The organism is Pontibacter sp. GD7 (assembly GCF_058216375.1).
This window is the reverse complement of sequence record NZ_JBYZMP010000001.1, coordinates 51,106-76,582: the sequence shown is the minus strand read 5'-3', so window position 1 is coordinate 76,582 and position 25,477 is coordinate 51,106. Positions and strand designations below refer to the sequence as shown.

Here is a 25,477-nt window from a genome sequence, read left to right as displayed (position 1 = left end):
AAAAGCAGTCATGGCGAATTGTTTTTTTATTATTGTTAATCCTTTTATATTTGCTACATTCGAAAAAGTGTACTAAATTAAGTTAGCTGGAAAAAAATTACTTTTTGATTACTTCATATGAACAAACTACTTAAGCTGTCTTCCTTTGCTTTGGCGGTAGTGCTGCTTGCAAGCTGCGGACTTAGAAGGGGTCCACAAGGTGACCTTGTGGGTGTGGATGACCGACCAGAGTATAATGCTCAGGAGATACCTTATGGCATGGTGCCATGCCCTGGAGGTACTTTCCATATGGGACAAGCCGATCAGGATATAGCAGCTTCGATGGCCAACCTGAATAAGCAGGTAACTATCAGTGGCTTTTACATGGATGAGACAGAGATAACCAATAACGAGTATCGTCAGTTTATCCAGGTAATGATGCAGGACTCTATCGATGTGTTAGGAGAAGAGTACGTGATGTCAAAGCTTTATCCGGATACAACGGTTTGGAAAAAAGACTTCACTTACCACATGGGTGACCCATTGATGGAGTATTACTTTTCGCATCCTGCGTTTGACGACTATCCGGTGGTAGGCGTGAACTGGTGGGCAGCCCAGCGTTTCAGTGAGTGGCGTACCAAGTTAAAAAACCAGGCAAATGCAGAGGATGGCCGTGCGCCAATGCCTAAATTCCGACTACCAACAGAGGCAGAGTGGGAGTATGCAGCACGTGGTGGCAGAGATATGTCAGTGTTCCCGTGGGGTGGCCCATACCTGCGTAATGCAAAAGGGTGTTTGTTAGCTAACTTTAAGCCTGGCCGTGGTGACTACTACAGCGACGGCTTCTCTTATACAGCTCCGGTGGCTCAGTACTTCCCGAACGATTTTGGCTTATATGATATGGCCGGCAACGTGGCAGAGTGGTGCGAAGACGCATACTTTGATGCTTCAGTTCCGGTTGTTTGGGACCTTAACCCACTTTATGTAGATGACAATGAGCCAAGAAAAGTAGTAAGAGGCGGTTCATGGAAAGATATCGCCTACTTCCTGGAGACAGGAACTAGAAATTTCGAGTTCCAGGATTCAGCCCGCTCGTTCATCGGCTTCCGTAACGCTATGATCTACTTAGGAAGATCATCAGGAAGAGAATTCAGATAGTATATTACCCTTTTCAAAACCCAATAATCCATTCGTTCACTTATTAATTAGAAAACAAAATGAGCAAAGCAAAAGGTCGCAGCTTTATGTACGACGTGTTGATGCCAAAAATTTACGGTATTGGTGCAGCAGTCGTAATTGTCGGAGCATTGTTTAAGATCCAGCACTGGGATGGTGCGGATATAATGCTAATTGTGGGTCTAGGTACTGAGGCTGTTATCTTCTTCCTGAGTGCTTTCCAACCACAGCCACATGATCCGGATTGGGCAAGAGTTTACCCTCAGTTAGCAGATGACTACACTGGAGAGGCTTTGATCCCGGCTACTGCAGCAACTTCCGGTGGATCTTCTTTAACAAAGAAACTGGATGACATGATGCGTGATGCTGACATTACGCCAGATACGATCAACAACCTGGGCTTAGGCTTAAACAGACTTAGCGAAACAACTGCACAGCTGGCTGACATTAGCCAAGCTACTGCAGCTACGCAGGAGTACACAGTACGTGTTAGAGCCGCTGCCGACCAGCTTGACAACATGAACAAAGCATATGCAACTACAGCCGAGGCACTTTCTCACATGGCAGGCTCTACTGTAGATGCGAAAGAATACCATAACCAGATCCAGAACATGACCAGGAACCTGGGTGCTCTTAACGCTGTTTATGAGATGGAACTTCAGGATGCCAACAACCACCTGAAAGCAATGAATAAATTCTATGGCAACTTAACGATGGCCATGGAAAATCTTACTGATGCCAGCAAGGATACAGAACAGTTCAAAGAAGAAGTTTCCCGCTTAACACAGAACCTGCACTCCCTGAATACAGTGTACGGTAACATGTTAACTGCAATGCGTGGTTAATTCTTTCTGAAGTTCTAAATCAAGAAAACAACTGTTAAAAAAGTAAGAAATGGCTGGAGGAAAAGAGACACCACGGCAGAAGATGATCGGTATGATGTACCTCGTACTGACCGCTCTTCTTGCCCTACAAGTGAACTCCGCGATCCTGTTGAAATTCCAGTTCCTCGACGAAAGTTTGATGGGCGTGAATAGTAAAACAGTGACTGACAACGCGGATGTGCTATCCAACATAAAATCTGCGGTAGATAAAGGTGGTAACCGTTCTGCAGATAATCGTGTTCTGAACAATGCACAGGAGATTCGTACTAAAACGTCTGAACTTGTTACCTATATCAGAGGCCTGAGAGATGGACTGATCGCGAAGACAGGCGGTAGAAGCCAGGATGATCCAAACCAGTATGCTAACCCAAGCGGTGAGGACCATGTGGCGATGATGATGATCGGTGCTGCAAACAAAAGAAACGGCGAAGCATATGTACTGAAGGATAAGCTGAACGAGTATGCCAAGTTTCTGAAGCAGGTTAACCCGAACATGCCAGATCAACTGGCTTACGATGGTAAGGAAGACCCTGTGGCAAAGAACGATAAAACGCAGCGTAACAAAGACTTCGCAGAGTTAAACTTCGGTGAAACGCCACTTGTTGCAGCGCTTGCAGTACTTGCTCAAAAAGAGAACGAAGTTCTGAAGTATGAGGCTGATGCTTTACAAAAACTGGCGCAGCAGGTAGGTGCAGATATCATCAAGTTTGAGAAGATATTTGCCATGGCCAGAGCCGAGTCTAAAGTAGTGGCGGCTGGTACAAAGTATAAAGCAGACATGTTTATTGCCGCTTCCTCTGATGCGATAACCCCAAAAATGAGTTTCCAGGGTAAGCCGATCAAAGTAGTGAACGGTATGGGGCAGGTTGAGTTTACTGCAGCTGCTTCTAACTATGATGCAGAGGGTAACTCAAAGCAAAGCTGGAAAGGCCAGGTAACAATTAACCAGAATGGCCGCGATACTACATTCACAGTTCAGGAAGAGTATATCGTTGCTAAGCCGGTAATTCAGGTACAGTCTGCTGCAGTGCAGGCGCTATACTTCCAGTGTGCCAATGAGTTGAATATCCAGGTGCCAGCTCTTGGTGCTATCTATGATCCTAGCTTCAGTGCCAGTGGTGGCTCCGCTATTAAAGGTGCTAAGAAAGGTCTTGTAACGATTATTCCTAACTCAACTGAGGTAACTGTAAGTGTAAGCAGCGGAGGTAATGCAATCGGTTCTGAAAGATTTAAAGTAAGGCCAATACCTAAGCCGGAACTTGTGCCTTTAGTAAATGGCCGTCCAATTGATGTGAAGCGTGGTGTTCCAGCTCAGTCAATCAGGGCTGTAGAAATTCAGGCTGTTGCAGATGAGGGCTTTAAACAATTATTACCTAACGAAGCACGTTATAGAGTTACTAAGTGGAAAGCATACTTAGTAAGAAATAACGCTCCGATAGATCAGGGAGATTACAACGGGCCAAGTGCAAACTTGTCTAATTTCGCGGCCAAGGCCAGCAAAGGTGACCGAGTTGTGATTGAGGTTCTAGAAGTAAAACGACTGAACTACAGAGGTGAAGCAGTTGATGCCAAAACTGGTGGCGATAACAGCTGGATAGTTCCGCTAAATTAATATTGAGATTACAGGAGTATGAAATTAATAAAAGTAATAGGTGTAGCAGCAGGTATATTATTATCTGCTAACGCGATGGCACAGCAGGTTTCGACCACTGCATCAAGCAATCCTTCGGCAAGGCCTATTCCAGAGCACGACGTGCTGTTCAAGAAAACAGTATGGCGCAAAATCGACCTGCGTGAAAAGCAGAATAAGCCGATGTTCTCTGAAAACAGAGAGATCACCAAGATAATTATCAACGCTGTAAAAAGTGGTGAGCTGGTTGCTTATAAGAGTGACTCAGTAAACACTCCGATTACACGCGAAGAGTTTATTGCTAACATGACTCCAAAAGAGTCTGGTGATCAGCTGAGTGATGAAGAGATTGCAGCTGGATTTGGAAAGCAGAAGGAAGAAGACGACCCATGGGGTAAAGCCCTGGGTGGGAAAGCTACACAAGCTGCCGCTCCTGTAAGCAATGAGTATTTCCCTAAGCAGTTATACTTACTGGAACTAAAAGAAAATGTCGTGTTCGATAAAAAGCGTTCGCGCATGTACCACGACATACAGACAATAAGCCTTAAGGTACCATCCACACTAAACCCTCTGGGTTTCGAGCAGAACATTGCCAGCTTTAAGATGAGTGATCTTGTGCGCGTTTTCCGTAACAACCCAGACTTGGCGATATGGTATAACGCACAGAATGATGCACAGCATAAAAATCTGGCAGATGCATTTGACCTGTGGTTATTCAGCTCATACATCACGAAGATCTCTAACCCAGGCGACAGAGGCTTGGCAGATATTTATGGTGGTGGCAAGAAAGGCCTGTTAGCTGCCCAGGAAGCTGCGGAAGCTTTGATTGAGTATGAATACAGCTTGTGGAGCTACTAAGAATACAAAGCAAAAGAAAAGGCGACTCAAATGGGTCGCCTTTTTTATTTTACTCAGGTTGTGATACCCACTCCTAAAGAGCTATGCTCTCCAGCTCAAAACGCTCGTATTGGCTGGTCCAGAGGAGGAGAGTTAAACTCGTGCATGTCAAACCTCTCTTGAGAAAGGCGTAGGTGTGTATTTACACCTGCCTGGCTTAACAAACGCAACTTGAGTTGTTTAATGGATTTGAGAAGATCTAAGCTTGATGGAAATGAGCATAAAGAATGTCAGCCTTAGCTTTGCCAACCTCCTGTGTAAGCTCCTGATGTGAAAGCTCACGCAGTTTTTTTACGGATTTATACTTTAACAAAAGCGCCTGGGCAGTTGTTGGACCAATGCCTTTCAGGTCTGTAAGCTCAGTTTTAAGAGTGCCGGCATCGCGTTTACTTCTATGGAAAGTGATGGCAAAGCGATGCGCCTCATTACGTAATCGCTGGATCAATTTAAGCGACTCAGACTTCTTATCAATATAAAGAGGAAGCGAATCGCCAGGATAGAAGATCTCTTCAAGCCGTTTAGCGATTCCGACAACAGCAATCTTTCCGTAGATATTTAAATCTTTAAGCGCCTTTACAGCCATGCTCAGCTGCCCCTTGCCACCATCTATGATGATTAACTGTGGTAATGGCTGATTCTCATTTAAGAGCCGCTTGTACCTTCTGGTAACAATCTCATACATCGACTCAAAGTCGTTAGGGCCAACAACAGTTTTTATGTTGAAATGCCTGTAATCTTTCTTGCTGGGCCTGCCATTTTTAAAGCAAACCATAGAAGCCACCGGATTATCACCCTGGAAATTGGAGTTGTCGAAGCATTCTATCTGGCGCGGTAATTCGGTGAGGCGCAGGTCTTTTTTAAGGGTTTCCAGCACCCTGATCTCACGCTGATCGCTGAGTTCTTTGTTCTTCTCCTGTCTACCCTCCCGCTCTTTGCGCAAATACATCGCATTTTTGAGGGAAAGATTGATAAGCTTTTTCTTGTCTCCTATCTGAGGCTGAGCAACAGAAATATTATCTAAGGGCAGGTTAACTTCAATGTTAGTAATGACCTCTTTGGAAGTGCTTTCAAAATCCTGGCGCAATTGAACGATAACGGAGGCAAGCAGATCAGCATCCTCTTCCTCCAGCTTCTTGTGTATCTCCAGAGACTGTGTTTGAATGATAGAGCCGTTCATAACTTTCAGGTAGTTTATAAACGCACACTCCTCATTACTTGTGATCGTGAAGACATCAATATTGCTAAGCGTATTGCTCACAACAGTAGACTTCGCCTGAAAATCCTCTAAAAGGTCTAGTTTCTGTTTAAACTGATGCGCCAACTCATACTGATAATCGGCTGCTGCAGCAGTCATCTGTTCTTTAAAATAATTTTTAGCTACAGACAGGTTGCCGGAAAGTATGTTTTTTATCTGAGAAATGTAGTGGTTGTAGGCTGTTTCATCTTCTAAGCCTTCACAAGGGCCTTTGCAATTACCAATATGGTATTCAAGGCAAACTTTAAACTTGCCAGCAGCAATGTTCTCCGGAGATAAATTATAGGTACAAGTACGAAGAGGGTATAGAGTTCGGATCAAATCGAGTACCACGTACATGGTAGTACCGCTAGGGTAAGGGCCAAAATAGCGTGAGCCATCATTAACCTTGTTACGTGTGCTAATTACCCTCGGAAAACGCTCGTTAAGGATGCAGATATAAGGGTATGTTTTGCCATCCTTTAGCAGGATGTTATACTTTGGCTGATACTGCTTGATGAGATTGTTTTCGAGCAGGAAAGCATCTGCCTCAGTATCAACAATGGTAAATTCGATGTGCCTAATCTGGGAAACCAGCTTCAGAGTTTTTTTATTGTGTTGCGCAGAGCGGTTGAAATAAGAGCTGACACGCTTTCTTATGTCAACCGCTTTGCCAACGTAGATAATGCCTTTGTCGTCGAAGAACTTATAAATACCAGGTTTATGTGGCAGGTGTAAAATCTGCTCTTTCAGTTTCTCGTTTGCAGGCATTGAGTGTTATGGAATTAGAAGTCAGCGTCTAAGTCAATTTCAGTAGGCATGTTCAGAAACTCGTCTTGTTGAGAGGAGTCTACAGGCATGCCCTGATGGTACCTAGCACAATCTAATTCTACCGATAAAGGCGCTAAAGGTTTAGGGAAAGGATCTTTAGAGAGCCCCAAGGTTTTATCGGCATATACTTTCTGCATGAATGCACCATAAACCGGCATAGCTAATTTGTTACCCTGCCCTAAAGCAATTGTCCGGAAGTGGATCGATCTGTCTTCGCCACCAACCCAGGTGCCAACCACCAGGTCCGGGGTAAGGCCCATAAACCAGGCATCCGATTGATTTTGAGTAGTACCTGTTTTGGCGCCAATTTCGTTTTTCAGGCCGTTTCTGTGGCGCAGACCATAGTATGCCGTACCTCCTGGCTCTGCTGCGGCTTTAAGCATATGCACCATCAGGTAGGCTGTTTCTTCGCTAAGAGCCTCTACTGTTTTAGGGGCAAACTCAGCGATCACGTTACCATGCTTGTCTTCGATGCGGGTGATAAAGTTAGGCTCTACCCATGTGCCTCCATTCACAAAAGTGCCATAAGCCCCTACCATGTCATACAACGATACGTCGCTGGTTCCAAGTGCCAGGGAGGGCGTAGGGTCCAATGGTGTAGAGATACCTAAACGTTTAGCCGTTTGCACCAGCGTTTCAGGACCTAGCTTGTTTACTAAGTAAGCCGACACGGAGTTAACAGATTCTGCCAGTGCATTACGTAGCGTATACTTCTTGCCGCTATACTTGTTGTCGGAGTTGTTAGGGCACCACATGTTACCATCAGGCAGAGGCACACATACTTTCGTGTCGATAACCTCGTAGCATGGGTAATAACCATTCTCGATGGCGGCAGTGTACAGGAAAGGCTTGAAAGTAGAGCCTGGCTGGCGTACACCTTGTTTCACGTGGTCATACTTAAAATGCTTGTAGTTGATGCCACCAACCCAGGCCTTAATGTGGCCGGTTTGCGGCTCCATCGCCATAAACCCTGACTGAAGGAAATGCTTGTAGTGCTTCAGGGAGTCCATTGGGCTCATAACAACCTCTTTCTCACCATCCCAGGTAAAGATCGTCATCGGGATCTTTTTGTTCAGGTAATAATTGATAGAGTCCTGGTTGCCATCAAAACGTTCGTTCAATCTGCGGTAACGGTCAGTGCGTTTAATAGCTGTTTCCGGGAAGTTCTTTATCTCCTTATTGTCACGGTCCACCCACGGGTTACGACCTTTCCAGTGCTCAAAGAAAAGCTTTTGCTGCCCTTTCATGTGCTCTGCCATGGCCTGTTCCGCATACTTCTGCATACGAGAGTCAATGGTAGTATAAATCCTCAGGCCATCGGCGTACAGGTCATAACCGTTCTCGCGGCACCACTGCAATAGAAACTTGCTGGCCTCTGTGCGGAAATATGGTGCAAGACCAACGTTCTGGCTTTCCACACGGTAATCAAGGTCAATCTCTTTCTCTTTTAAAGCGTTGTACTCATCTTCAGTCATAAAGTCATACTTCACCATCTGAGACATGACCACATTACGTCGGCGCTTTGAGTTTTCAGGGTTGAACTTAGGGCTGAACGCTGTAGGGGCCTTAAGCAAACCTACCAGCACGGCAGACTCCTCTACTTTAAGGTCCTGGGGCTTTTTGTTGAAAAACGTTTTAGCCGCTACCTTAATGCCAAAAGCGTTAGAGCCGAAATCCACGGTATTCAGGTACATGGTCAGGATCTCACGCTTTGTATAAGAGCGTTCCAGCTTAACAGCCATGATCCATTCTTTCGTTTTAAGGATCAGCATACCTAAACCAGGCACGTCATTTAAAAGGCCGTTGTTCAGCTCGTCGCTTCGCGTATCGAACAGGTTTTTGGCAACCTGCTGCGTAAGGGTACTACCACCGCCTTTGCGGCTGCCGGTAAGTATACCACCTGCCACACGAACCATTGCCTGCGGGTCAATGCCGGCGTGGTCTTCGAAACGTATGTCCTCTGTTGCAACAAGGGCGTTTACAAGGTTCTCAGGGAGGTCCTCGTAATCAACCGGCGAGCGGTTCTCTCTGAAATATTTTCCAAGCAGCTCGTTATCGGCGGAGTACAGCTCAGATGCCAGTTCACTCTTAGGGTTTTCGAGCGTGCGTAAGTTTGGCATTTCACCAAACAGGTTCAGGAAATTTATACTTACTGCATACACATAAAGTATAAAAGCCACGAAGCCGCCAGCAAAAAGCAACCAAAGCGTGGATGCTAATTTAGGGTAAATTGGTTTCGGCTGTGGTTCAGCAGTTTTTTGACGCGTAGTCATGTATTAATAGTTGTTTTTATAAAAGGTCAGATACGTTTCCAGGTCTTTTTTCTGCAAAAGCTTTTCATAGTTTGCAGAAGAGATGACAAAGGTAACGAATTCTACGCCTCTAATTCTACCTACCGGCGACTGAGGCGCTTTTTGATTGATGCTATAAGATTTTGCCAGCTTTAAGTTCGGGAAAGTCCGCATTACCAGCATAGCCTTATCGGCGGCATAGGCCACCGAGTCAATGGTTAACTTTTGGTTTTTATAATATGTGCTGTTATACTTTTCATACTTAGATAACACATCTTTAAAGGCCTCAGTTTCTGTTGGGTAAAGCAAAACCACATAAAAAGCTGTGTCGGCGTTAGCATCGTAAGCCAGGGGATCAACCTCAGGCGCAGAGGGCTCCGGCAATGCGATCAGATCATCAGCTGATTCTTTTCTTTCTGTGCTCACTGGCTGTTTTGCCGGTTCTGTTTCAGTTTTAGGCTGTTCAGTTTTGACAATATCAGTCTTAGCAGGCTCAGGCGTTGCCACTACTGGGTTTGCCGGCTGTACGTCTTTTGCTGCAGATGCAACAGCCGAAGAAGCAATTTCTGTGCTAACTTTCTCTTCAGGTTTAAGCGCCGTTGCGGTCTTCAGCTTAGGCACGCCAGGTTCTGGTGCATCTTTGCGCAGCATATTTTTCTGTTCCAGCTCCTGATATGTTTTAAGCAATTGATCTGCCTGCTGCACAAGAGGGCTACCCGGATACTCCCTTTTAAAGCCATTGAGCTGGGCGTAAAGTTCCTCTGGCTTTTTAGTGCGGGCCGTGATCATGAGCTGCAAGTAGGCAATCTTGTCTTTTATGTCGTTTAGAGGATATTGGCTTACAAGTTGGTTGATTATCGTGGTAGCCTTTACATATTCATACTCCTCATATAAAGTATAAGCAGAGTCGTAGAGGGCATGCGCTTTTAGGTTGTCAAGGGCATTCTTAGACATAAAATCAGCGTCATCCACTAAGCGGGCATAAGTTGTATTCGGGTACTGCTGCTTAATTTTGGCATAGTATGCCTGTTGCAATTCTTTGTTATCGGCTTTGCCGTGCAGCAAGTATAAATTATAGTATACTTCAGCTGTGTGCTCAGAATTTGGGAAGCGTTTTACAAACGCCTCAAAAGTTTCAGTGGCCTTGGTCGGGTTGCGCAGCTTTTGGCTGTAAATAGTGCCAAGCCTGAAGTATGCGTCCTCTGATTCTTTTTCGGAGCGCAACAGGTCGGCAGTGGACAAAGGGATATCTTTCAGGTACTGCTGCATTTGCATGTTAGCCCTTTCCTCGGCACTCATTTGCTGCTCCAGCGGCACGACAGGCGCACGCGATATTTCTGCCTGGTTGGTGCTGCCTATCTCGCCACGTGACCGAATACGCCAAAAATCCTGCAAAGGCCTGTCGCCCCAGCGCCGAATGAACTCCGACCTGGCGGATGCCATTGCCGATGGGTTATCGAAATACCATACCCCACCTGCCGTGTTGTTGCCCTGGAAACCGCTGTTGTTTCGGCGGCTCCGTTCCACGCTCTGCTGTTCGCTTTTCGTGGCAACTACCTGCCTTGCCGAGTCACGCTGCCTTTGCTCTTCCCTTTGTTTTATAAGGTTTCGCAGGTAATCGTTGCGTTCTGTTTCACCCATACGTGCCAAACGCTGCAGGCTATCCTGCCTCTGGATTGTTGCATACTGTTTTGCAAAATCAGCCAGTATGTCGCGGCGTTCTGCTACTGCCTCGTATTCCGGTGCCGTTCTGGGGTAAGCGGTGGTGGCACTATCGTAGTATGCGGCTGCCAGGTTATACTTGCTCAGGTTGTCAAAGTATATTTCTCCGGCCAGCACATAGCTGTATGCCTTCTGGTTTTTTAGTGTGCCCGGCGTGCGCAGCGATTGCTCCAGGTAAGCCAGCGCCTTGTCGTAGTTTTGCCTGCGCAGCTCAAACTGCGCCATCTCATAATAGATCTTGTCGCGGTACTCGGTGTTTTTATCGTCCTTAAGCAGTTTTTTGTAGTAGTTGGCAATGCGCTCCGTATCCTGTTTGTTGTCGAGTTTGGAAACCTGCCCGATATAAAGCCTGCTAAAAAAGCCTATATCGTATGGTGGGTTGCGACGCAAGATCTTGCTGTACTGCTTATATGCCTCTTTGTCCTGGTCGGTTAGCTGGTAAAGCTGGGCCAGTGTAAAGCGGATCCGGGACTGATCGTCCTTATCCTCGAAGTTGGGCAGGGAAAGGGCCAGATTTTTAATAACGGCAGCAGTATCGCTTTGCATGCGGTTATACTGTGCACGCGCCAGGTATAACTCGCGGGCATTGTCCTTGTTTAAGCGCTCTTTGCGCAAGAACTCTGAAACCTGCTGCGCATAGTCCAACTCGCCGGTTTGCAAAAAAGTACGCATTAGCCAAACCAGCGCTTTGTGCCTGTCATCAGCGTCTTTGCTGGTGGCGTTTACATATTTAAAAGTGCGCGTAGCCTCTCCGAAGTTAAGCTGGTAGTAATTGGCCTGGCCGATCAGAATGTAGCAATTGTCTATCCATTTGCTGTTTTTATGATACTGTATCGGAAAAGAGGCCTTCTTGATCACATCCTCCAGCTCAGGGCTAAGCGCCTTTGCGGTAGCGGAGTCAATTCTGGGGTAAATGGGCAATACCTGGTTGTAATCATACTGCATATTGTCCACCAGCCCCTGCTCAATGGCATTCATTTTCTCTTTTGCCAGAAAATAGCCGTTATAGCGGGCAGTGGTGTTATGGTACGTCTTGCTGATGGGGTTTTTACGCTCCACAGAGCAGGCGGCCAACAAGAGGCTTACCAGAACAATATATAAATGCAGATAGCGCTTATCCAAGGTGATTTTAGGGCAAAGGTTTAGATACGGTATAATAAAGTATAAACGTAAAGCGGAGGCACTAAAGTATAGCTTAGCAAAAGCTACAGGTTATGAAGGTTGCCTCTTTAATTATAGAAAGTTATTTATACAAAAATACAATAATATGGCAATAGTAAAACAAGGTGCCAAATGCAGCCTGCTATTGAACTATGCAAAAGCAGTTTTGGTTTCAGGCGAAGCTGTTGCCGTTTGGGTAACAAAAGATAAGGCGCTGGGGTGCACTGAGCTCGAAAAAAAGAAGTAATTTTGCATCCGGTTCTAAATCAGCACTAAATATTGCGTTCTATGCCATCAGAAAAACAAAAAGGTGATAATGTAAAGCCATACCTGAAATACTCCGGACTGGCTTTTCAGATGATTGGGGCAATGGTGCTGGCCGCCTTTGCAGGCATGAAACTCGACGATTATTTTCAAACACAGAACCCGTGGTTCACAATAAGCCTTTTGGTGGTGGCTGTTGTGGCCTCTATGGTCCTGGTTATACTTTCTCTTAACAAAAAATAAATCACGTGAACTTTATCAAAAATCTGTTGATCTTCTCGGGTGTGGTTGGCATACTGACGGGAGCCCTGGCTTATTTTACAGGTGATCAGCTGCTGCACCCGCTGGTGTGGTACATAATTGGTTTCTTTATACTTGTAACGGTTCTCACGTTTTATGTAACACGCCTCGGCATAAACTATGACAACGATAACTTTCAGTTATACTACTTTGGCTCGATGGGCTTCAGGATGATACTGAGCATTGCGGTTGTCTTTATTTATGTTTACCTCTTCTCAGAGAACGAGTTACAGTTCGTTTTTAACTTCTTTGTATTTTATTTTCTATTTACCGGGTTTGAAATTTACAGCTTATTGGCTAACTTGCGCCCGAATTTGAAAAGGCAGGATAAGGTATAAGGCAAAGCTTTATAAAATCTGTTTCTAAATCTCTCTTAATGAAGAAGTTATTAGTTTTACTGTTTTCCTTTTTGACGCTTACGGCCTCTGCTGCCGGATCGGCTGAAGGTGGCGAATTTAAGCCAGGCGACATGATCACACATCACATCGCGGATGATTATACTTGGCATTTCGCAGATGGGGTGGTTCTTTATTTGCCAGTTATTCTGGTAGATAACGGAGAGGTTAGTGTTTTTTCTTCGAGCAACTTCTACAACGAAGCGCATGAGGTAGTTCCTTATAAGGGCTACGTTATGGAGCATGGTCATATCTACAAGGCCAACGAGGAAGGCGAGCCAATTGAGGGATATCAAGGTTTGTTTGACATCTCTATCACAAAGAACGTAGCGTCTATGTTTGTTAGTGTGGCCCTGTTATTCTTTGTGTTCTTTAGCATCGCTGCATCTTACAAAAGAAATCCGGGTAAGGCGCCAAAGGGCATGCAGTCTTTCTTTGAGCCGATCATCATCTTTATCCGTGATGAGATTGCCAAAGCGAACATTGGCCCTAAGTATGAGCGTTACATGCCATACCTGCTTACCATTTTCTTCTTTATCTGGTTTAACAACCTGCTTGGCCTGATGCCAGGTGGTGCGAACTTAACAGGTAACATCGCGGTTACGCTTATTCTTGCCTTGTTTACCTTGTTGATCACTGTGTTCAGCGGTAACAAGAGCTACTGGGGTCACATTTTCGCGACGCCAGGTGTACCAAAGTGGTTGGCTCCGATCATGATCCCTGTAGAATTGATCGGTATTTTCACGAAGCCATTCTCATTGATGGTTCGTCTTTTTGCCAACATCACGGCAGGTCACATCATCATTCTTTCCCTGTTCAGCTTGATCTTTATCTTCCAGAGTATTGCAGTAGGTCCTTTGAGTGTGGCGTTTGCTACCTTCATGAACTTCCTGGAGTTGTTCGTGGCGCTATTGCAGGCGTATATTTTCACGCTTCTTTCAGCGATGTACTTTGGAGGTGCAGTTGAGGAACATGATCACCACGGTGAAGAAGCGCATCATTAATTCTGAATTTTTATTTTTTAACTCTATATAACTACAATTATGTTAGCAATTTTGCTTCAAGCAGTAGCAGCTACAACTGATTTCGGTTTAGCTATCATGGGTGCCGGTATCGGTGCTGGTCTGGTTGCCCTTGGCGCTGGTTTGGGTATCGGTAGAATCGGTGGCTCTGCCATGGAATCTATTGCTCGTCAGCCAGAGGCTGGTGGTAAGATCCAGACTGCCATGATTATCGCTTCTGCCCTTATCGAAGGTGTTGCACTTTTCGGTGTGGTAGTTTGCTTGTTAATTTCTTTCAAAGGCTAGTAAGTCTTTTGATGATCTCACGTCCGGACGCATGGTCCGGACGATGAGGTCTAAAGTAGTTTAAAGCAGTTGACGGTACTCGTCTGTAAGAGTAGAATCGAGGCCACTTAATAGGAATAATTTCTCTAACAAAATAAACAATGCAGTTAGTAACCCCAGGTATCGGTCTAATTTTCTGGCAGCTAGTAACATTTCTGATTGTTCTGTACTTGCTTGCTAAGTTTGCTTGGAAGCCAATAATGAAAGCGCTTCATGAGCGTGAGGCTTCTATTGAAGATGCCTTAAGCGCTGCCGAGAGAGCAAAGCTTGAGATCCAGTCTTTGAAAGCAGACAACGAAAAGTTATTGGCAGAGGCTCGTTTAGAGCGTGACAGAATCTTGAAAGAGGCCTCAGAAGCTGGTAATGCACTTGTAGAGTCTGCCAGAGCTAAGGCAAATGAAGAAGGTGCCCGCATGATCGCTCAGGCGCGTGAGGCGATTGAGAACGAGAAGCGTGCTGCACTTACAGAAGTGAAAAACATGGCTGCAACACTTTCTCTAGAAATCGCAGAGCGCATCTTGAGAAAAGAACTTAGCAACCCGGATGCTCAGCAAGCGCTGGCAGCAGACTATATCCGCGAAGTAACGCTTAACTAAAAGAAAAATAGCGGTAGTTTATACTTCCGCTGTATCATAAACTAGCATTATGTCAGAATTTAGAGTTGCTTCCAGATATGCGAAGTCACTGATTGAGCTGGCGAATGAGAAAGGTTTGCTGGAGCAGGTGCATGAAGACATGCAGCTGTTTGCGCAGGTAGTATCTCAGAGCCGTGACTTCCAGTTGTTGCTTCGTAACCCGATTGTGAAGCCAGAGAAGAAGTTAGCTGTACTGAACAGTGTGTTTAAAGGCAAAGTGCAGGAGTTGACACTGGCTTTTTTCATGCTGATCGCGCGCAAGCAGCGTGAGTCTCTGTTAGAGTACGTTGCTACTTCATTTGAAGAGCAGTACAATCAATACAAAGGTATCGTAAAGGCCCAGGTAACATCAGCTCTGCCGTTAACACCGGCACTTCGCGAGCAACTGGGACTGAAGATAGCTGCAGAATATGGCCAGCAAATACAGCTGGAGGAAATAATTGACCCATCGCTTATTGGTGGCTTCGTGCTTAAAGTAGGTGATAAACAAATAGACAGCTCCGTGAAGAACAGTCTTCGCAAGCTGAGAAATGAATTCAAAGACAACCCATACATTAATAAACTATAATCATGGCAGAAGTAAGACCTGACGAAGTATCAGCCATATTAAGAGAGCAGCTATCAAACTTCCGCTCTGAGGCAGAACTGGAAGAAGTTGGTACTGTACTACAAGTGGGTGACGGTGTCGCTCGTATCTATGGCCTTTCCAAAGCACAGTCTGGTGAGCTATTAGAGTTTGAGAACGGACTTCAGGCACTCGTTCTGAACCTGGAAGAGGACAACGTAGGTGCCGTATTGCTTGGCGACTACAGCGAGATCAAAGAAGGAGCTACCGTAAAAAGAACAAATCGCATTGCCTCTATTAAAGTAGGTGATGGCGTTATTGGCCGTGTGGTAAACACACTAGGTCAGCCTATCGACGGTAAAGGACCAATCTCTGGCGAACTATATGAGATGCCATTGGAGCGTAAAGCACCAGGCGTAATCTATCGTCAGCCAGTAAACGAGCCTTTACAGACTGGTATCAAAGCGATCGACTCGATGATTCCGATTGGCCGTGGCCAGCGTGAGCTTATCATCGGTGACCGCCAGACAGGTAAGACTGCCGTTGCAATCGATACAATCCTGAACCAGCGTGAGTACTTCGAAAGAGGCGAGCCTGTATTCTGTATCTATGTAGCAATTGGTCAGAAAGCATCAACAGTTGCGCAGGTAGTAATGGCACTTGAGAAAGGTGGTGCTATGGATTATACAGTAGTAGTATCTGCTTCTGCTTCTGATCCGGCTCCAATGCAGTTCTTCGCTCCATTTACAGGTGCTGCTATCGGTGAGTTCTTCCGTGATACTGGCCGTCCTGCACTGGTTGTTTATGATGACCTTTCTAAGCAGGCTGTAGCATACCGTGAGGTGTCTCTTCTTCTTAGAAGACCTCCAGGGCGTGAGGCTTACCCAGGTGACGTATTCTATCTGCACTCTCGTTTATTAGAGCGTGCCGCTAAGATCAACGCATCTGACGAGATCGCTAAAAACATGAACGATCTTCCGGATTCTCTTCGTCCGTTGGTAAAAGGCGGTGGTTCTTTAACTGCCCTTCCAATTATCGAAACTCAGGCTGGTGACGTTTCTGCTTATATCCCGACTAACGTAATCTCAATTACTGACGGTCAGATCTTCCTTGAGACAAACCTGTTCAACTCAGGTATCCGTCCTGCGATCAACGTAGGTATATCGGTATCTCGAGTGGGTGGTTCTGCTCAGATCAAGTCAATGAAGAAAGTTGCGGGTACGCTTAAGCTTGATCAGGCACAGTTCCGTGAGCTTGAGGCGTTCGCTAAATTCGGTTCTGACCTTGACGCGGCAACTAAGCTTACAATTGAGCGTGGTCGTCGTAACCTTGAGATCCTGAAGCAGCCGCAGTACTCTCCAGTATCAGTAGAAGAGCAGGTGGCTATCATCTACTGCGCTACAAACGGTCTGATGGACAATGTTCCGGTTTCAGAAGTTAAGAACTTCGAGAAAGACTTCCTGCGTACAATGCGTGCTCAGCACAACGACGTGCTAAACGCTCTGAAAGCTGGTAAGTTGGACGACGAAACAACGAACACCATTAAGCAAGTAGCCAGAGAAGTATCGGCTAAGTATAAAAAATAGTTGATTTAAAAGTCAGGGGTTGGTAGAAAACTACTAACCCCTGGTTTATGCTCATAGCAACAACAATATGGCAAGTTTAAAAGAGGTAAGAGGCCGCATCGTTTCCATTTCATCTACTCAGCAGATCACTAAAGCCATGAAAATGGTGGCAGCTGCTAAGTTAAGACGTGCCCAGGATAACATCCTGCGTATGCGCCCCTACGCTCAGCGCCTAAGCGGAATTCTGGCTAACCTGTCGTCAATGACGGAGGGTTCTGTGACAAACCTGTACTCAGAGAAGCGTGAAGTTAAAAACGTGCTAATAATTGCCGTTTCTTCTGACCGTGGTCTGGCTGGTGCCTTTAACTCCAACATTTTAAAAGGAGTTGTTAATTTAATTAACACAAAGTATAGCGCACAGTATGCAGCTGGTAACGTTACTGTTCTAACGATCGGGCGTAAAGTTTTTGAAGCTCTGAAGAAAAGAGGCTACAACGTAAATGGTGACTTTACAGGCGTTCTATCTAACCTTTCTTTTGATATGGTAAGAGGAGCTGCTGAGTATGCGATGAAAGGCTTCGTAAAAGGAGAATTTGATCAGGTTCACTTAGTTTACAACGAGTTTAAGAACGTTGCCACCCAGGTTGTACAGGTAGAGCAATTCCTGCCAATAGAAGAAAAGCCGGTTGAGGAGAATGCTTCTGCTTTGCTGATCGACTATACTTTTGAGCCTTCAAAGGAGGAAATCATTCAGGAGTTGATCCCTAAATCTCTGAAAATTCAGGTTTACAAAGCAGTGCTCGAATCGAATGCTTCTGAACACGGTGCCCGAATGACAGCGATGGATAAGGCAACAGAAAATGCTGGTGAGCTTTTAAAAGAGTTGAAGCTGACCTACAACAGGACGCGCCAGGCAGCGATTACCAAGGAAATTTTGGAAATTGTGGGTGGTGCAGAGGCTCTGGCTTCAAAATAAGAAGAAAAGATACTCCATATAGCAGCGCCCATCAAAAGTGGGCGCTGCTTTCTTTTTTATACTTACACAATGGCACCGCATGTTATCAAATTGAAAAATTTGAGTTGCAACAACTTTTACATGAGTTAAAAGAAATGAGGCTGTTATATTTGTAGAAAGTATAAACTATACATTATGAAGAGTAAAGGAATCGCAAAGGTTGGAATATGGGCAAAAGCTGCTGTCGCGCTGATGGTAGTGATAAGCGCCTGTACAAAACCTGCGCAGACAACAACTTCTGCAAATAACAGTACTGCTGCTTTCACTGAATTAAACAGGCCCAAACTGATCGTAGGTTTAGTGATAGACCAGATGCGCTATGATTACCTGTACCGCTACTGGGAAAAGTATGGCGACAATGGATTTAAGAAGCTGCTGCGCAATGGCTTTAACTTCAAGAACACACAGTATAGCTACGTACCTACCTATACAGCCCCGGGCCATGCATGTATTTACACAGGCAGCGAGCCGGCGCTAAATGGCATTGTGGGCAATAACTGGTACGACAGAAAATCGGGCAGGGTAGTATACTGCACGGAAGACAATACGGTTAAAACAGTTGGAAGTACATCCAATGCTGGTCAGCAGTCGCCGGCCAACCTACTTACAACAACCATTACTGACGAGCTGAGACTGGCAACAGGGATGGGCTCTAAAGTAATCGGCATATCGCTTAAGGACAGAGGCTCCATACTACCGGCAGGGCATTTAGGAAACGGCGCCTACTGGTTCGACTCCGAAAGCGGCAACTGGATAACAAGTACCTTTTATAGAAACGATCTTCCGGAGTGGGTACAGAGCTTTAACAAGCAGCAATACCCGGACCAGTACCTGAGCCAGGTATGGAATACATTGCTGCCAATTGTGCAGTATACTGAAAGCACTGCCGACGATATGCCGTGGGAGGGAACACTTGCAGGTGAAGCAAAGCCTGTATTCCCGCATAACCTGCCCGCTATTCGCAAAAAGGATTTTGAGTTGCTTCGGTCAACGCCAGGTGGTAATACAATTACAAAGGATTTTGCGCTGGCTGCCTTGAAAGGTGAGAGCCTAGGCAAGGGCAAGCATACCGACTTTTTGGCCGTAAGTTTCTCAACGCCTGATTATGTGGGCCATACTTTTGGACCTAACTCGATAGAGGCTGAGGATATATTTCTAAGGCTGGACCGGGAAATAGGCGAGCTTGTTGCAGAAATAGAGAAAGAGGTTGGTGCTGGCAATGTGCTGTTCTTCTTAACCGCAGACCACGGCGCAGCACATGTTCCGGCTTTCTTATCAGAAAACAAAGTACCGGCAGGCGTGTCCAGCTCAACAGCTGTCCGCGATTCTGTAGAAAACTACCTGAGCAAGCTGTATGGTAAAGGCCCTTGGGTAGAGCGTTATATAAACCAGAACATCTACCTGAACAGAAAGCTGATCTTAAGTAAGAAACTAATGCTTAGCGACGTGCAGCAGCGAGTGGCAGAGTATGTGGTTGGACTGGAGCCTGTGCAAAGAGCTGTTACGGCATACACTTTGGCAACCAACAGTTGGGCAGGTGGCATGATGGGGCGCGTAGAGAATGGTTTTTATCCATCGAGAAGCGGTGATGTGGTGCTGTTGCTGAGCCCGGCATGGTTTGAAGGATATGGATCAGGACCGCAGCGTGGCACAACGCATGGCTCATACTCAAACTACGATACACATGTGCCCCTGATCTGGTACGGCTGGAACGTGAAGCCGGGAGAGTCGTCGGTAGAAACTAAAGTTGCAGATATCGCCCCAACAATTGCGTCGTGGCTATACATACAAGAGCCTAACGGAAGCGTAGGCGAACCATTACAACAATACATGAAATAAATCAGCGCCGGAGAAAGAGAAAAGACGGCGCACTTAAAATTTTTTTAAAATGGAGAATATGGAGAACAACAACCCATGGCATAGCGTGAGCTACGGCGATGAAGCTCCCGAAGTAGTAACTGCGATCATTGAGATACCGAAGGGCTCGAAGGCAAAGTATGAGTTGGATAAAGAAAGCGGTATGCTGAAGCTTGACCGAGTGCTTTTCTCATCAGTGAACTACCCGGCTAACTATGGCTTTATACCACAAACTTACTGCGACGACAAGGACCCGCTGGATATCCTGGTGATCTGCTCGATTGACGTACAGCCGATGTGCCTGATCGACGCGAAAGTGATCGGGGTAATGCAGATGATCGACAACAACGAAGAAGACGACAAAATTATAGCAGTGGCTTATAACGATATGTCGGTACGTCATATCAATGATATTTCTGAGCTGCCTCCGCACACACTTCTGGAGATGCGCCGTTTCTTTGAGGATTACAAGAAACTGGAGCACAAAGAAGTAGTAGTAGAGCAGTTCTTAGGCCGTGAGCACGCTTACAAGATCATCAACGAGAGCATTGAGCTTTACAATGCTACATTTGGTGAGCCGAAGAAAGTGCAGACACTGTAAAAGCTTTACTTTTCCTGTTAAGCCTGGCATGGAGATTTTCTCTGCGTCAGGCTTTTTGTTTTTGCAGAGAGGTTTGACATGGGCCACAATAGTTGCGTAATTGCAGGTAATGGCACAGCACCCGGACATAAGTATGATCGGCAAGTATAAACAGATGCCCCAGCTAGCCGAGCAGCTACTGGGTGTACTGGTGTATAGCAGTGTGTTCATTTCCTGCTGTGCTTTTAGCCTGACCATAGAAACCTATAAACTTGCCAAGGTGCCTGTTTCGTTGCCGATGGCTGTTTTTGTGTTACTGGCCACGCTGTTTACCTATAACCTGAGCAGTGTGTACAGCTTTATGCGCAGGCCGCACCAACAGCGGTACAAGGAAGGCAGCGAGTGGTGGCAGCGCAACAAAAAGGCATTGGCGATTGCCGGTGCCATCAGCATAGCCGCGGCAGTAGGCGTGTACTTATACTTTGGGCTCCGCATCAATGCCTGGATCATATTGCACCTGGCAGTTATTTCGATAGGGTATACAGTGCCGGTCATTTACAAAAAGGATAGAATAAGGCCATTACGAAGTATACCGCTGCTAAAAGTATTCCTGATTGCGTATGTCTGGGCGGTGGTAACGGCTGGTTTTCCGTTACTGGATGCCGGCAGCGCTGCCTGGGAGGCGCAGGGCTTATTGCTGGTGCTACGCCGCTTCCTTTTCATACTTGCCCTTGCCCTGCTGTTCGATATCCGGGATTATATTTATGACAGAAGCAAGAACACGCTGACAGTACCCGGTTTGATCGGGGTGCGAAATACAAAACTGGTTTCGCTGGTGCTGCTGGCAGTTTACGTAAGTGTTGCTTATTTATCTGAAAGCGGGGAGGTGCTGGTTGCTTTGGTAGCCAGTGCCATGATAGCAGCTGTAGTAGTGCTGTTTTCGGATGAACACAAGCCCAGAATATACTATGCCCTGCTAGCCGATGGCGCTATGTTGCTGCATGCCGGCCTGGTGTACCTTGCTTTTAGTTAGGCCGCTGCAGGTGAAGGAAAGCCTGCGGTAAAAACTTGATGACATCGGAAGCCGTTAGGGCGATGGCCCCAACTTCCTTAAGAGCCAGGTCACCAGCCAAGCCATGAACGTACACACCCAGTATACAAGCCTCTTCTAAAGTATAGTGCTGTGCTACAAGTGCTGTGATAATCCCGGTTAAAACATCTCCGGTGCCGCCGGTTGCCATGCCCGGGTTGCCTGTGGTATTAAAGTATAATTTGCCGTCAGGGGTGCCAATAGCCGTGTTGTTTCCTTTTAGTGTAATGTAGCATTTGTATTCTTTGCAAAACTCCAGCATATCCTGTAGTCTGTCGTAATTATTGTTGCTTTTGCCCACCAGCCTTTCAAACTCCTTAGGATGTGGTGTAAAGATAACCTTGTTTTTAGGGAGCTGCCCTTTCAGTTTTTCGCTGCTTGCTATAATGTTTATGGCGTCAGCATCTATAACAAGCGCATGAGTGGAGGTGGCCAGCAACTGGCCTACAGTTGTTTTAGTAGCACGCTCAGTTCCTAAACCCGGCCCAATGCCAATAGCGTTAAACTTGCTGATTTCCTGAGGTAATTCCGAAAGATGTTTCCGGTTTTTGTCGGCCAGTGTCATGGCTTCCGGAACGGCTGTTTGGAGCAACGTGTACCCGGCCGATGGCACCTGAACTGTTAGCAAGCCCACGCCGCTGCGCAAACAGGCACGAGCCGCAAGCACAGCAGCCCCCATCTTCCCGAAGCCGCCGCACAGCAGCAAGGCATGACCATAAAGCCCCTTATGCGAAAATTGTTTGCGTGGCTTTAGCAGGCTTTGCGCATAATCGTGGGTAACAAAGTATAGATCTGTTTTAGCGCTTGCTATAAATTTTTCGCTGAGGCCGATAGGCACCACATGCCACTCACCTACATAGTCCTCGTGCTGGGGCATAAAGAAGGCAAGCTTGGGCAACTGGAAACTGATCGTGTAATCTGCTTTTACAAGTGCTCCATCTGCAGGCGTCTGGCTGTCAGCATACAGGCCGGAGGGCATGTCAATCGCCGTGATACAGGCTGTGCTAGTATTCATCTTTTCGATTACCTCAGCAAAAAAACCGGTTACAGGTCTGTTCAGGCCAGTGCCAAACAGGGCGTCAATTATATTTATACTTTTGCCCAGCTCCGGAATTTCCTCAGTGGCTAGAACTTTTGTAGGGGCCAGTTCATCAGACAACCGCTCCAGGTTTATCTTGAAATCGGGGCTTGCCTTGGCGGTGTCGCCTACCAAAAACACACGCACTCTGTATTGGCGCTGGTGCAATAGCCTGGCCACCACCAAGCCGTCTCCACCGTTATTGCCCGGCCCGCAAAACACATAAACCTCCTCCGACGGCTGAAATTTATTTTCGAACCAGCTTGTAAATGCCTTTGCGGCACGCTCCATTAAATCCGCGGAAGTAATACCTTCTTCTTTGATCGTAAAAGCATCTGCTTCCCTGGTTTGTGCTGCCGTCAGTATCTTCATGTTTGCTTGGGCTTTTTTTGTGGATATACTCTTGCCGGCCTGATGTGGTTTAGGCTGTATGGAGGCGATCCCGGAGCAATTTAATGCTTTTGAAAGTATAACGTGTTTCCGCTCAGTCTGTGACTAAAATGGCTGGTTACCCGGTAAAGGAAGAAGTATGTTTTAAAAAGCCAGGGTTAGGGTAAGCTTTATGCGGAGGTTGTCTTTAGTTTCAGTTAGTGCATAAGGCCCGTAGCGGTAAAAAGCACCAATGCCAATACCCGAGAAGGTAGAACTGATAACATTGTTCAAGATCAGCCCCGACTCGTAGAAGCCTTTTCGCATGGTACCCAGCTCGGCCGCAGTTACCCCAATAACGTCCTGCTTCAGGTCCCCGAAGCCAACGTTTGTTACTGCCACCACATCCGGTTTAAAGAAACTGGTGCGCAGTAAACGCTTCCCAAAGTTCTGTGAAAAGAACATGGCCGCAAACCTATCGGAGAAAAACTCATAGGGGCGCATGGTTTCGAAGCCGTCGCCGGAGTATACTTTGTAGCTAGGGTTAAAGCTGCCATAGCCGTTAAACAATGTAAAGAATGGCGCGCTGCCATCAATATAGCCACCTACCAGCTTAAAACTGCTCAGGCCAAAAGTGCGGTGCCTGAAATCAGCCTCTACTTTTGCCTCGTATTTGTTGTAGGTAAAATCTCCGTTCAGCAATCCGTCTAAACCATGGGTATACTGCAGCCACAGTGTAGGGTACTCTGAGGCAACCGGCAACAGCTGGTTAAACTGTTGCATGTATTTTTCGCCGTAGGCATAGCGCAAACTTACCACAGCCTCAGTCAGGTTATAGGTTGACAAAGGAGAATTTTCGGGAGTAAACAAGGTTGGCTGGTGCTGCTCCTGCCGCAGTTGGGTTTGTGCCTGCAGGTAGCGCGTTAGCCTGCCAGCCAGGGCTATACTTTTGTGCGTAGCGTAGGTGCGTTTGGTAAGCAGGTTAGGCCGGATATCTGTAAACAGGCTGCGCTGCTGGAAAGGCAATCTTATCCCACCGGGCTCCAGTACATCTTTAAAGTAATTAGCCTTAAGTTGCAGCTCGGATGGCTTATGAAGTATAAATGCGGCATCTGCGCCATACTTTGCCTTCTCATCTTTAAAGCCATAGCCCCAGTAACCACCAAGTATAAACCGCTCCGACAACAGATCGTTTGTGTGGGCCCCAATACCCAGGCGCACTCCCTCAAAGGCACTCACCTTAAACAGGCGGTTAATATCCAGGCTGATCGGCCCGAGCGGGATTTGCTTGGCTACCAGGTACTCCATCAGCCGGATAGTGCGGTCCAGTTTGTCGGCCCGGCCCACACTGTCCATGCGGGTGTAGGTCAGCTGCTCTTTGGCTGTAAGCGAATCGGGGCGGTGCTGTTGATAGAGACTCTCAGGCTGCAGGTGGGCATTGGCTTTTTGCTGCAAAGCAATTACCCCAAAATCTGACTTGCGCAAGTCGGGGTTCAGGTTGATGTTGGTGACGTAGGTGCGCAGGCGGCCGTAAGGCTGGTGCCCTTTCAAGGATAGCTGCGGAATCGTGATCTCTACATCCAGCTCCGTAAGGAACCACCTGTTTTGGGGGCCGGTCTGCTCGAAGCGCTGCTGTAGCTTAATGCCGCGCTTTTCGTCTCCGGCCGCCGACTGTGCCAGCACATTCTGCACAGCCCAACCATTGCTGTTGATGTAAAGCAGCCCTTGCAGGCCTTCAAAGTTCTTACCCTGCTCTGGCTTAAAGGAAATCACAAACACGGTGTCCTGGCCTACAACGTTGGTTTCCTGCAGCACAAAATCATACTTGCGGGTACTGCCACGGCTTAGGGGGCTAAGGTAGCGTTTGCCGAAAAACACCGACATATCCTCGTACACTGAAAAATCGCGGCTTTCGGCGGCCACTATCCCAAAGCTGGGCTGTTGTAACCCCGATACGCGAGTGGCAAGTATGGTCTCTTTCACTTTATCCGGCTTCAGGTAAGCGTAGTCGGTTATACTTTCCATCAGGAAGAGGTGCTGCCTGGCTAGCAGCTTGCGCATGCGCAGGTACGAAGAGTCTTGCTGCGAAAGGCGCAGTGTGTCCCCGAGGTCTATTTCCTTGGCATCTACGGCCGTGATTATAAATTTATTGTAGGTGCGGTAAGTATAGGCCGGCAGGTTGTCAATGGAGTTTCGGTCGCGGTTTTGTGTTGCCAGCCGGATGATGCGGTGCGCCGGGTTCTCGCCTGTGCCCATTACCACCACCTCCTGCAGTTGTGCCGCCGAGGGCTGCAGGTATACATGTATTGTTTGTTGTGAGTCGGGGTAAATAACCTGTGGCTCGTAGCCCACATAGCTGAAGCGCAGTGATTTGATAGGTTTGCTGTGGCGTAGCTGGTACTGCCCCTCCAGGTTAGTGGTTGTTCCTGTTTCTCCGTTGTTGGCGGCTATACTTACAAAGGCCAGTTTCTCGTTGGTTTTGGCATCGCGGACCACACCCTGCACGCTGCGCACCTGGGCCAGGGCAGCCGTGGCTACAAGTATAAAGTATAAAAAGGGTATCAGGAACTTAGGCATCCGGCAAAGATAAAAAGAAAAGGGCGCTTACACTGC

General features: G+C 46.7%; 21 protein-coding genes. 16 read left to right on the top strand and 5 right to left on the bottom strand.

Annotation, left to right across the window (positions count from 1 at the left end):
• The first annotated feature begins 117 nt into the window (after nucleotides 1–117).
• From porK to porN, 4 genes are read left to right on the top strand one after another with little or no spacing between them, the layout of a single operon-like run.
• Nucleotides 118–1,137: a T9SS ring complex lipoprotein PorK/GldK gene (gene porK, locus AC4BAP_RS00325; RefSeq protein ID WP_490580613.1), complete on the top strand. Its 1,020-nt coding sequence runs from the start codon at nucleotides 118–120 to the stop codon at nucleotides 1,135–1,137.
• A gap of 59 nt (nucleotides 1,138–1,196) precedes the next feature.
• Entirely contained in the window at nucleotides 1,197–2,000 is an 804-nt protein-coding gene (gene porL / locus AC4BAP_RS00320; protein WP_490580612.1) for a type IX secretion system motor protein PorL/GldL, read from the top strand.
• Between the two features lie 49 nt (nucleotides 2,001–2,049).
• The gene (gene porM / locus AC4BAP_RS00315; protein WP_490580611.1) at nucleotides 2,050–3,651 is read left to right on the top strand and encodes a type IX secretion system motor protein PorM/GldM; all 1,602 of its coding nucleotides are present in this window, start codon (nucleotides 2,050–2,052) and stop codon (nucleotides 3,649–3,651) included.
• 18 nt (nucleotides 3,652–3,669) lie between these two features.
• The gene (porN, locus tag AC4BAP_RS00310) at nucleotides 3,670–4,527 is read left to right on the top strand and encodes a type IX secretion system ring subunit PorN/GldN (protein WP_490580610.1); all 858 of its coding nucleotides are present in this window, start codon (nucleotides 3,670–3,672) and stop codon (nucleotides 4,525–4,527) included.
• 238 nt (nucleotides 4,528–4,765) lie between these two features.
• On the opposite strand, the gene uvrC is transcribed toward porN, so the two are convergent.
• From uvrC to porW, 3 genes are read right to left on the bottom strand one after another with little or no spacing between them, the layout of a single operon-like run.
• Nucleotides 4,766–6,571: an excinuclease ABC subunit UvrC gene (gene uvrC / locus AC4BAP_RS00305; protein WP_490580609.1), complete on the bottom strand. Its 1,806-nt coding sequence runs from the start codon at nucleotides 6,569–6,571 to the stop codon at nucleotides 4,766–4,768.
• Nucleotides 6,572–6,585: 14 nt separating this feature from the next.
• The gene (locus AC4BAP_RS00300; RefSeq protein ID WP_490580608.1) at nucleotides 6,586–8,904 is read right to left on the bottom strand and encodes a penicillin-binding protein 1A; all 2,319 of its coding nucleotides are present in this window, start codon (nucleotides 8,902–8,904) and stop codon (nucleotides 6,586–6,588) included.
• 3 nt (nucleotides 8,905–8,907) lie between these two features.
• Nucleotides 8,908–11,766: a type IX secretion system periplasmic lipoprotein PorW/SprE gene (porW, locus tag AC4BAP_RS00295; protein ID WP_490580607.1), complete on the bottom strand. Its 2,859-nt coding sequence runs from the start codon at nucleotides 11,764–11,766 to the stop codon at nucleotides 8,908–8,910.
• A 1-nt stretch (nucleotide 11,767) separates the two neighbouring features.
• On the opposite strand from porW, the gene AC4BAP_RS00290 reads away from it, so the two are divergent.
• The 12 genes from AC4BAP_RS00290 to AC4BAP_RS00235 all read left to right on the top strand — a co-directional run bounded on the left by AC4BAP_RS00290 (nucleotide 11,768) and on the right by AC4BAP_RS00235 (nucleotide 21,360).
• Nucleotides 11,768–12,052: a hypothetical protein gene (locus AC4BAP_RS00290; protein ID WP_490580606.1), complete on the top strand. Its 285-nt coding sequence runs from the start codon at nucleotides 11,768–11,770 to the stop codon at nucleotides 12,050–12,052.
• A gap of 41 nt (nucleotides 12,053–12,093) precedes the next feature.
• Nucleotides 12,094–12,312, top strand: a complete 219-nt coding sequence (locus AC4BAP_RS00285; protein ID WP_490580605.1) for an AtpZ/AtpI family protein — start codon at nucleotides 12,094–12,096, stop codon at nucleotides 12,310–12,312.
• Between the two features lie 5 nt (nucleotides 12,313–12,317).
• Nucleotides 12,318–12,707, top strand: a complete 390-nt coding sequence (locus AC4BAP_RS00280; RefSeq protein ID WP_490580604.1) for a hypothetical protein — start codon at nucleotides 12,318–12,320, stop codon at nucleotides 12,705–12,707.
• 38 nt (nucleotides 12,708–12,745) lie between these two features.
• Nucleotides 12,746–13,768: a F0F1 ATP synthase subunit A gene (gene atpB, locus AC4BAP_RS00275; RefSeq protein WP_490580603.1), complete on the top strand. Its 1,023-nt coding sequence runs from the start codon at nucleotides 12,746–12,748 to the stop codon at nucleotides 13,766–13,768.
• Between the two features lie 39 nt (nucleotides 13,769–13,807).
• Complete coding sequence (gene atpE / locus AC4BAP_RS00270) at nucleotides 13,808–14,071, top strand: ATP synthase F0 subunit C (protein ID WP_490580602.1); 264 nt, start codon at nucleotides 13,808–13,810, stop codon at nucleotides 14,069–14,071.
• Nucleotides 14,072–14,211: 140 nt separating this feature from the next.
• Entirely contained in the window at nucleotides 14,212–14,706 is a 495-nt protein-coding gene (locus tag AC4BAP_RS00265) for a F0F1 ATP synthase subunit B (RefSeq protein ID WP_490580601.1), read from the top strand.
• A 49-nt stretch (nucleotides 14,707–14,755) separates the two neighbouring features.
• Nucleotides 14,756–15,313, top strand: a complete 558-nt coding sequence (atpH, locus tag AC4BAP_RS00260) for an ATP synthase F1 subunit delta (protein ID WP_490580600.1) — start codon at nucleotides 14,756–14,758, stop codon at nucleotides 15,311–15,313.
• A gap of 2 nt (nucleotides 15,314–15,315) precedes the next feature.
• The gene (gene atpA / locus AC4BAP_RS00255; RefSeq protein WP_490580599.1) at nucleotides 15,316–16,896 is read left to right on the top strand and encodes a F0F1 ATP synthase subunit alpha; all 1,581 of its coding nucleotides are present in this window, start codon (nucleotides 15,316–15,318) and stop codon (nucleotides 16,894–16,896) included.
• 67 nt (nucleotides 16,897–16,963) lie between these two features.
• A complete protein-coding gene (gene atpG / locus AC4BAP_RS00250) occupies nucleotides 16,964–17,851 on the top strand; it encodes an ATP synthase F1 subunit gamma (protein WP_490580598.1) in 888 nt (295 codons plus the stop codon).
• Nucleotides 17,852–18,025: 174 nt separating this feature from the next.
• A complete protein-coding gene (gene pafA / locus AC4BAP_RS00245) occupies nucleotides 18,026–19,729 on the top strand; it encodes an alkaline phosphatase PafA (protein ID WP_490580597.1) in 1,704 nt (567 codons plus the stop codon).
• 58 nt (nucleotides 19,730–19,787) lie between these two features.
• On the top strand, nucleotides 19,788–20,348 hold the full coding sequence (locus AC4BAP_RS00240; protein ID WP_490581140.1) for an inorganic diphosphatase: 561 nt from the start codon (nucleotides 19,788–19,790) through the stop codon (nucleotides 20,346–20,348).
• 109 nt (nucleotides 20,349–20,457) lie between these two features.
• Entirely contained in the window at nucleotides 20,458–21,360 is a 903-nt protein-coding gene (locus AC4BAP_RS00235) for a UbiA prenyltransferase family protein (RefSeq protein ID WP_490580596.1), read from the top strand.
• Here AC4BAP_RS00235 and AC4BAP_RS00230 read toward each other — a convergent pair.
• Together AC4BAP_RS00230 and AC4BAP_RS00225 are read right to left on the bottom strand one after the other, a co-directional pair.
• A complete protein-coding gene (locus tag AC4BAP_RS00230) occupies nucleotides 21,353–22,867 on the bottom strand; it encodes an NAD(P)H-hydrate dehydratase (RefSeq protein ID WP_490580595.1) in 1,515 nt (504 codons plus the stop codon). The two genes, AC4BAP_RS00235 and AC4BAP_RS00230, sit on opposite strands and share 8 nt — an antisense overlap.
• Nucleotides 22,868–23,029: 162 nt before the next feature.
• A complete protein-coding gene (locus AC4BAP_RS00225; protein WP_490580594.1) occupies nucleotides 23,030–25,441 on the bottom strand; it encodes a DUF5686 and carboxypeptidase-like regulatory domain-containing protein in 2,412 nt (803 codons plus the stop codon).
• Nucleotides 25,442–25,477 lie beyond the last annotated feature (36 nt).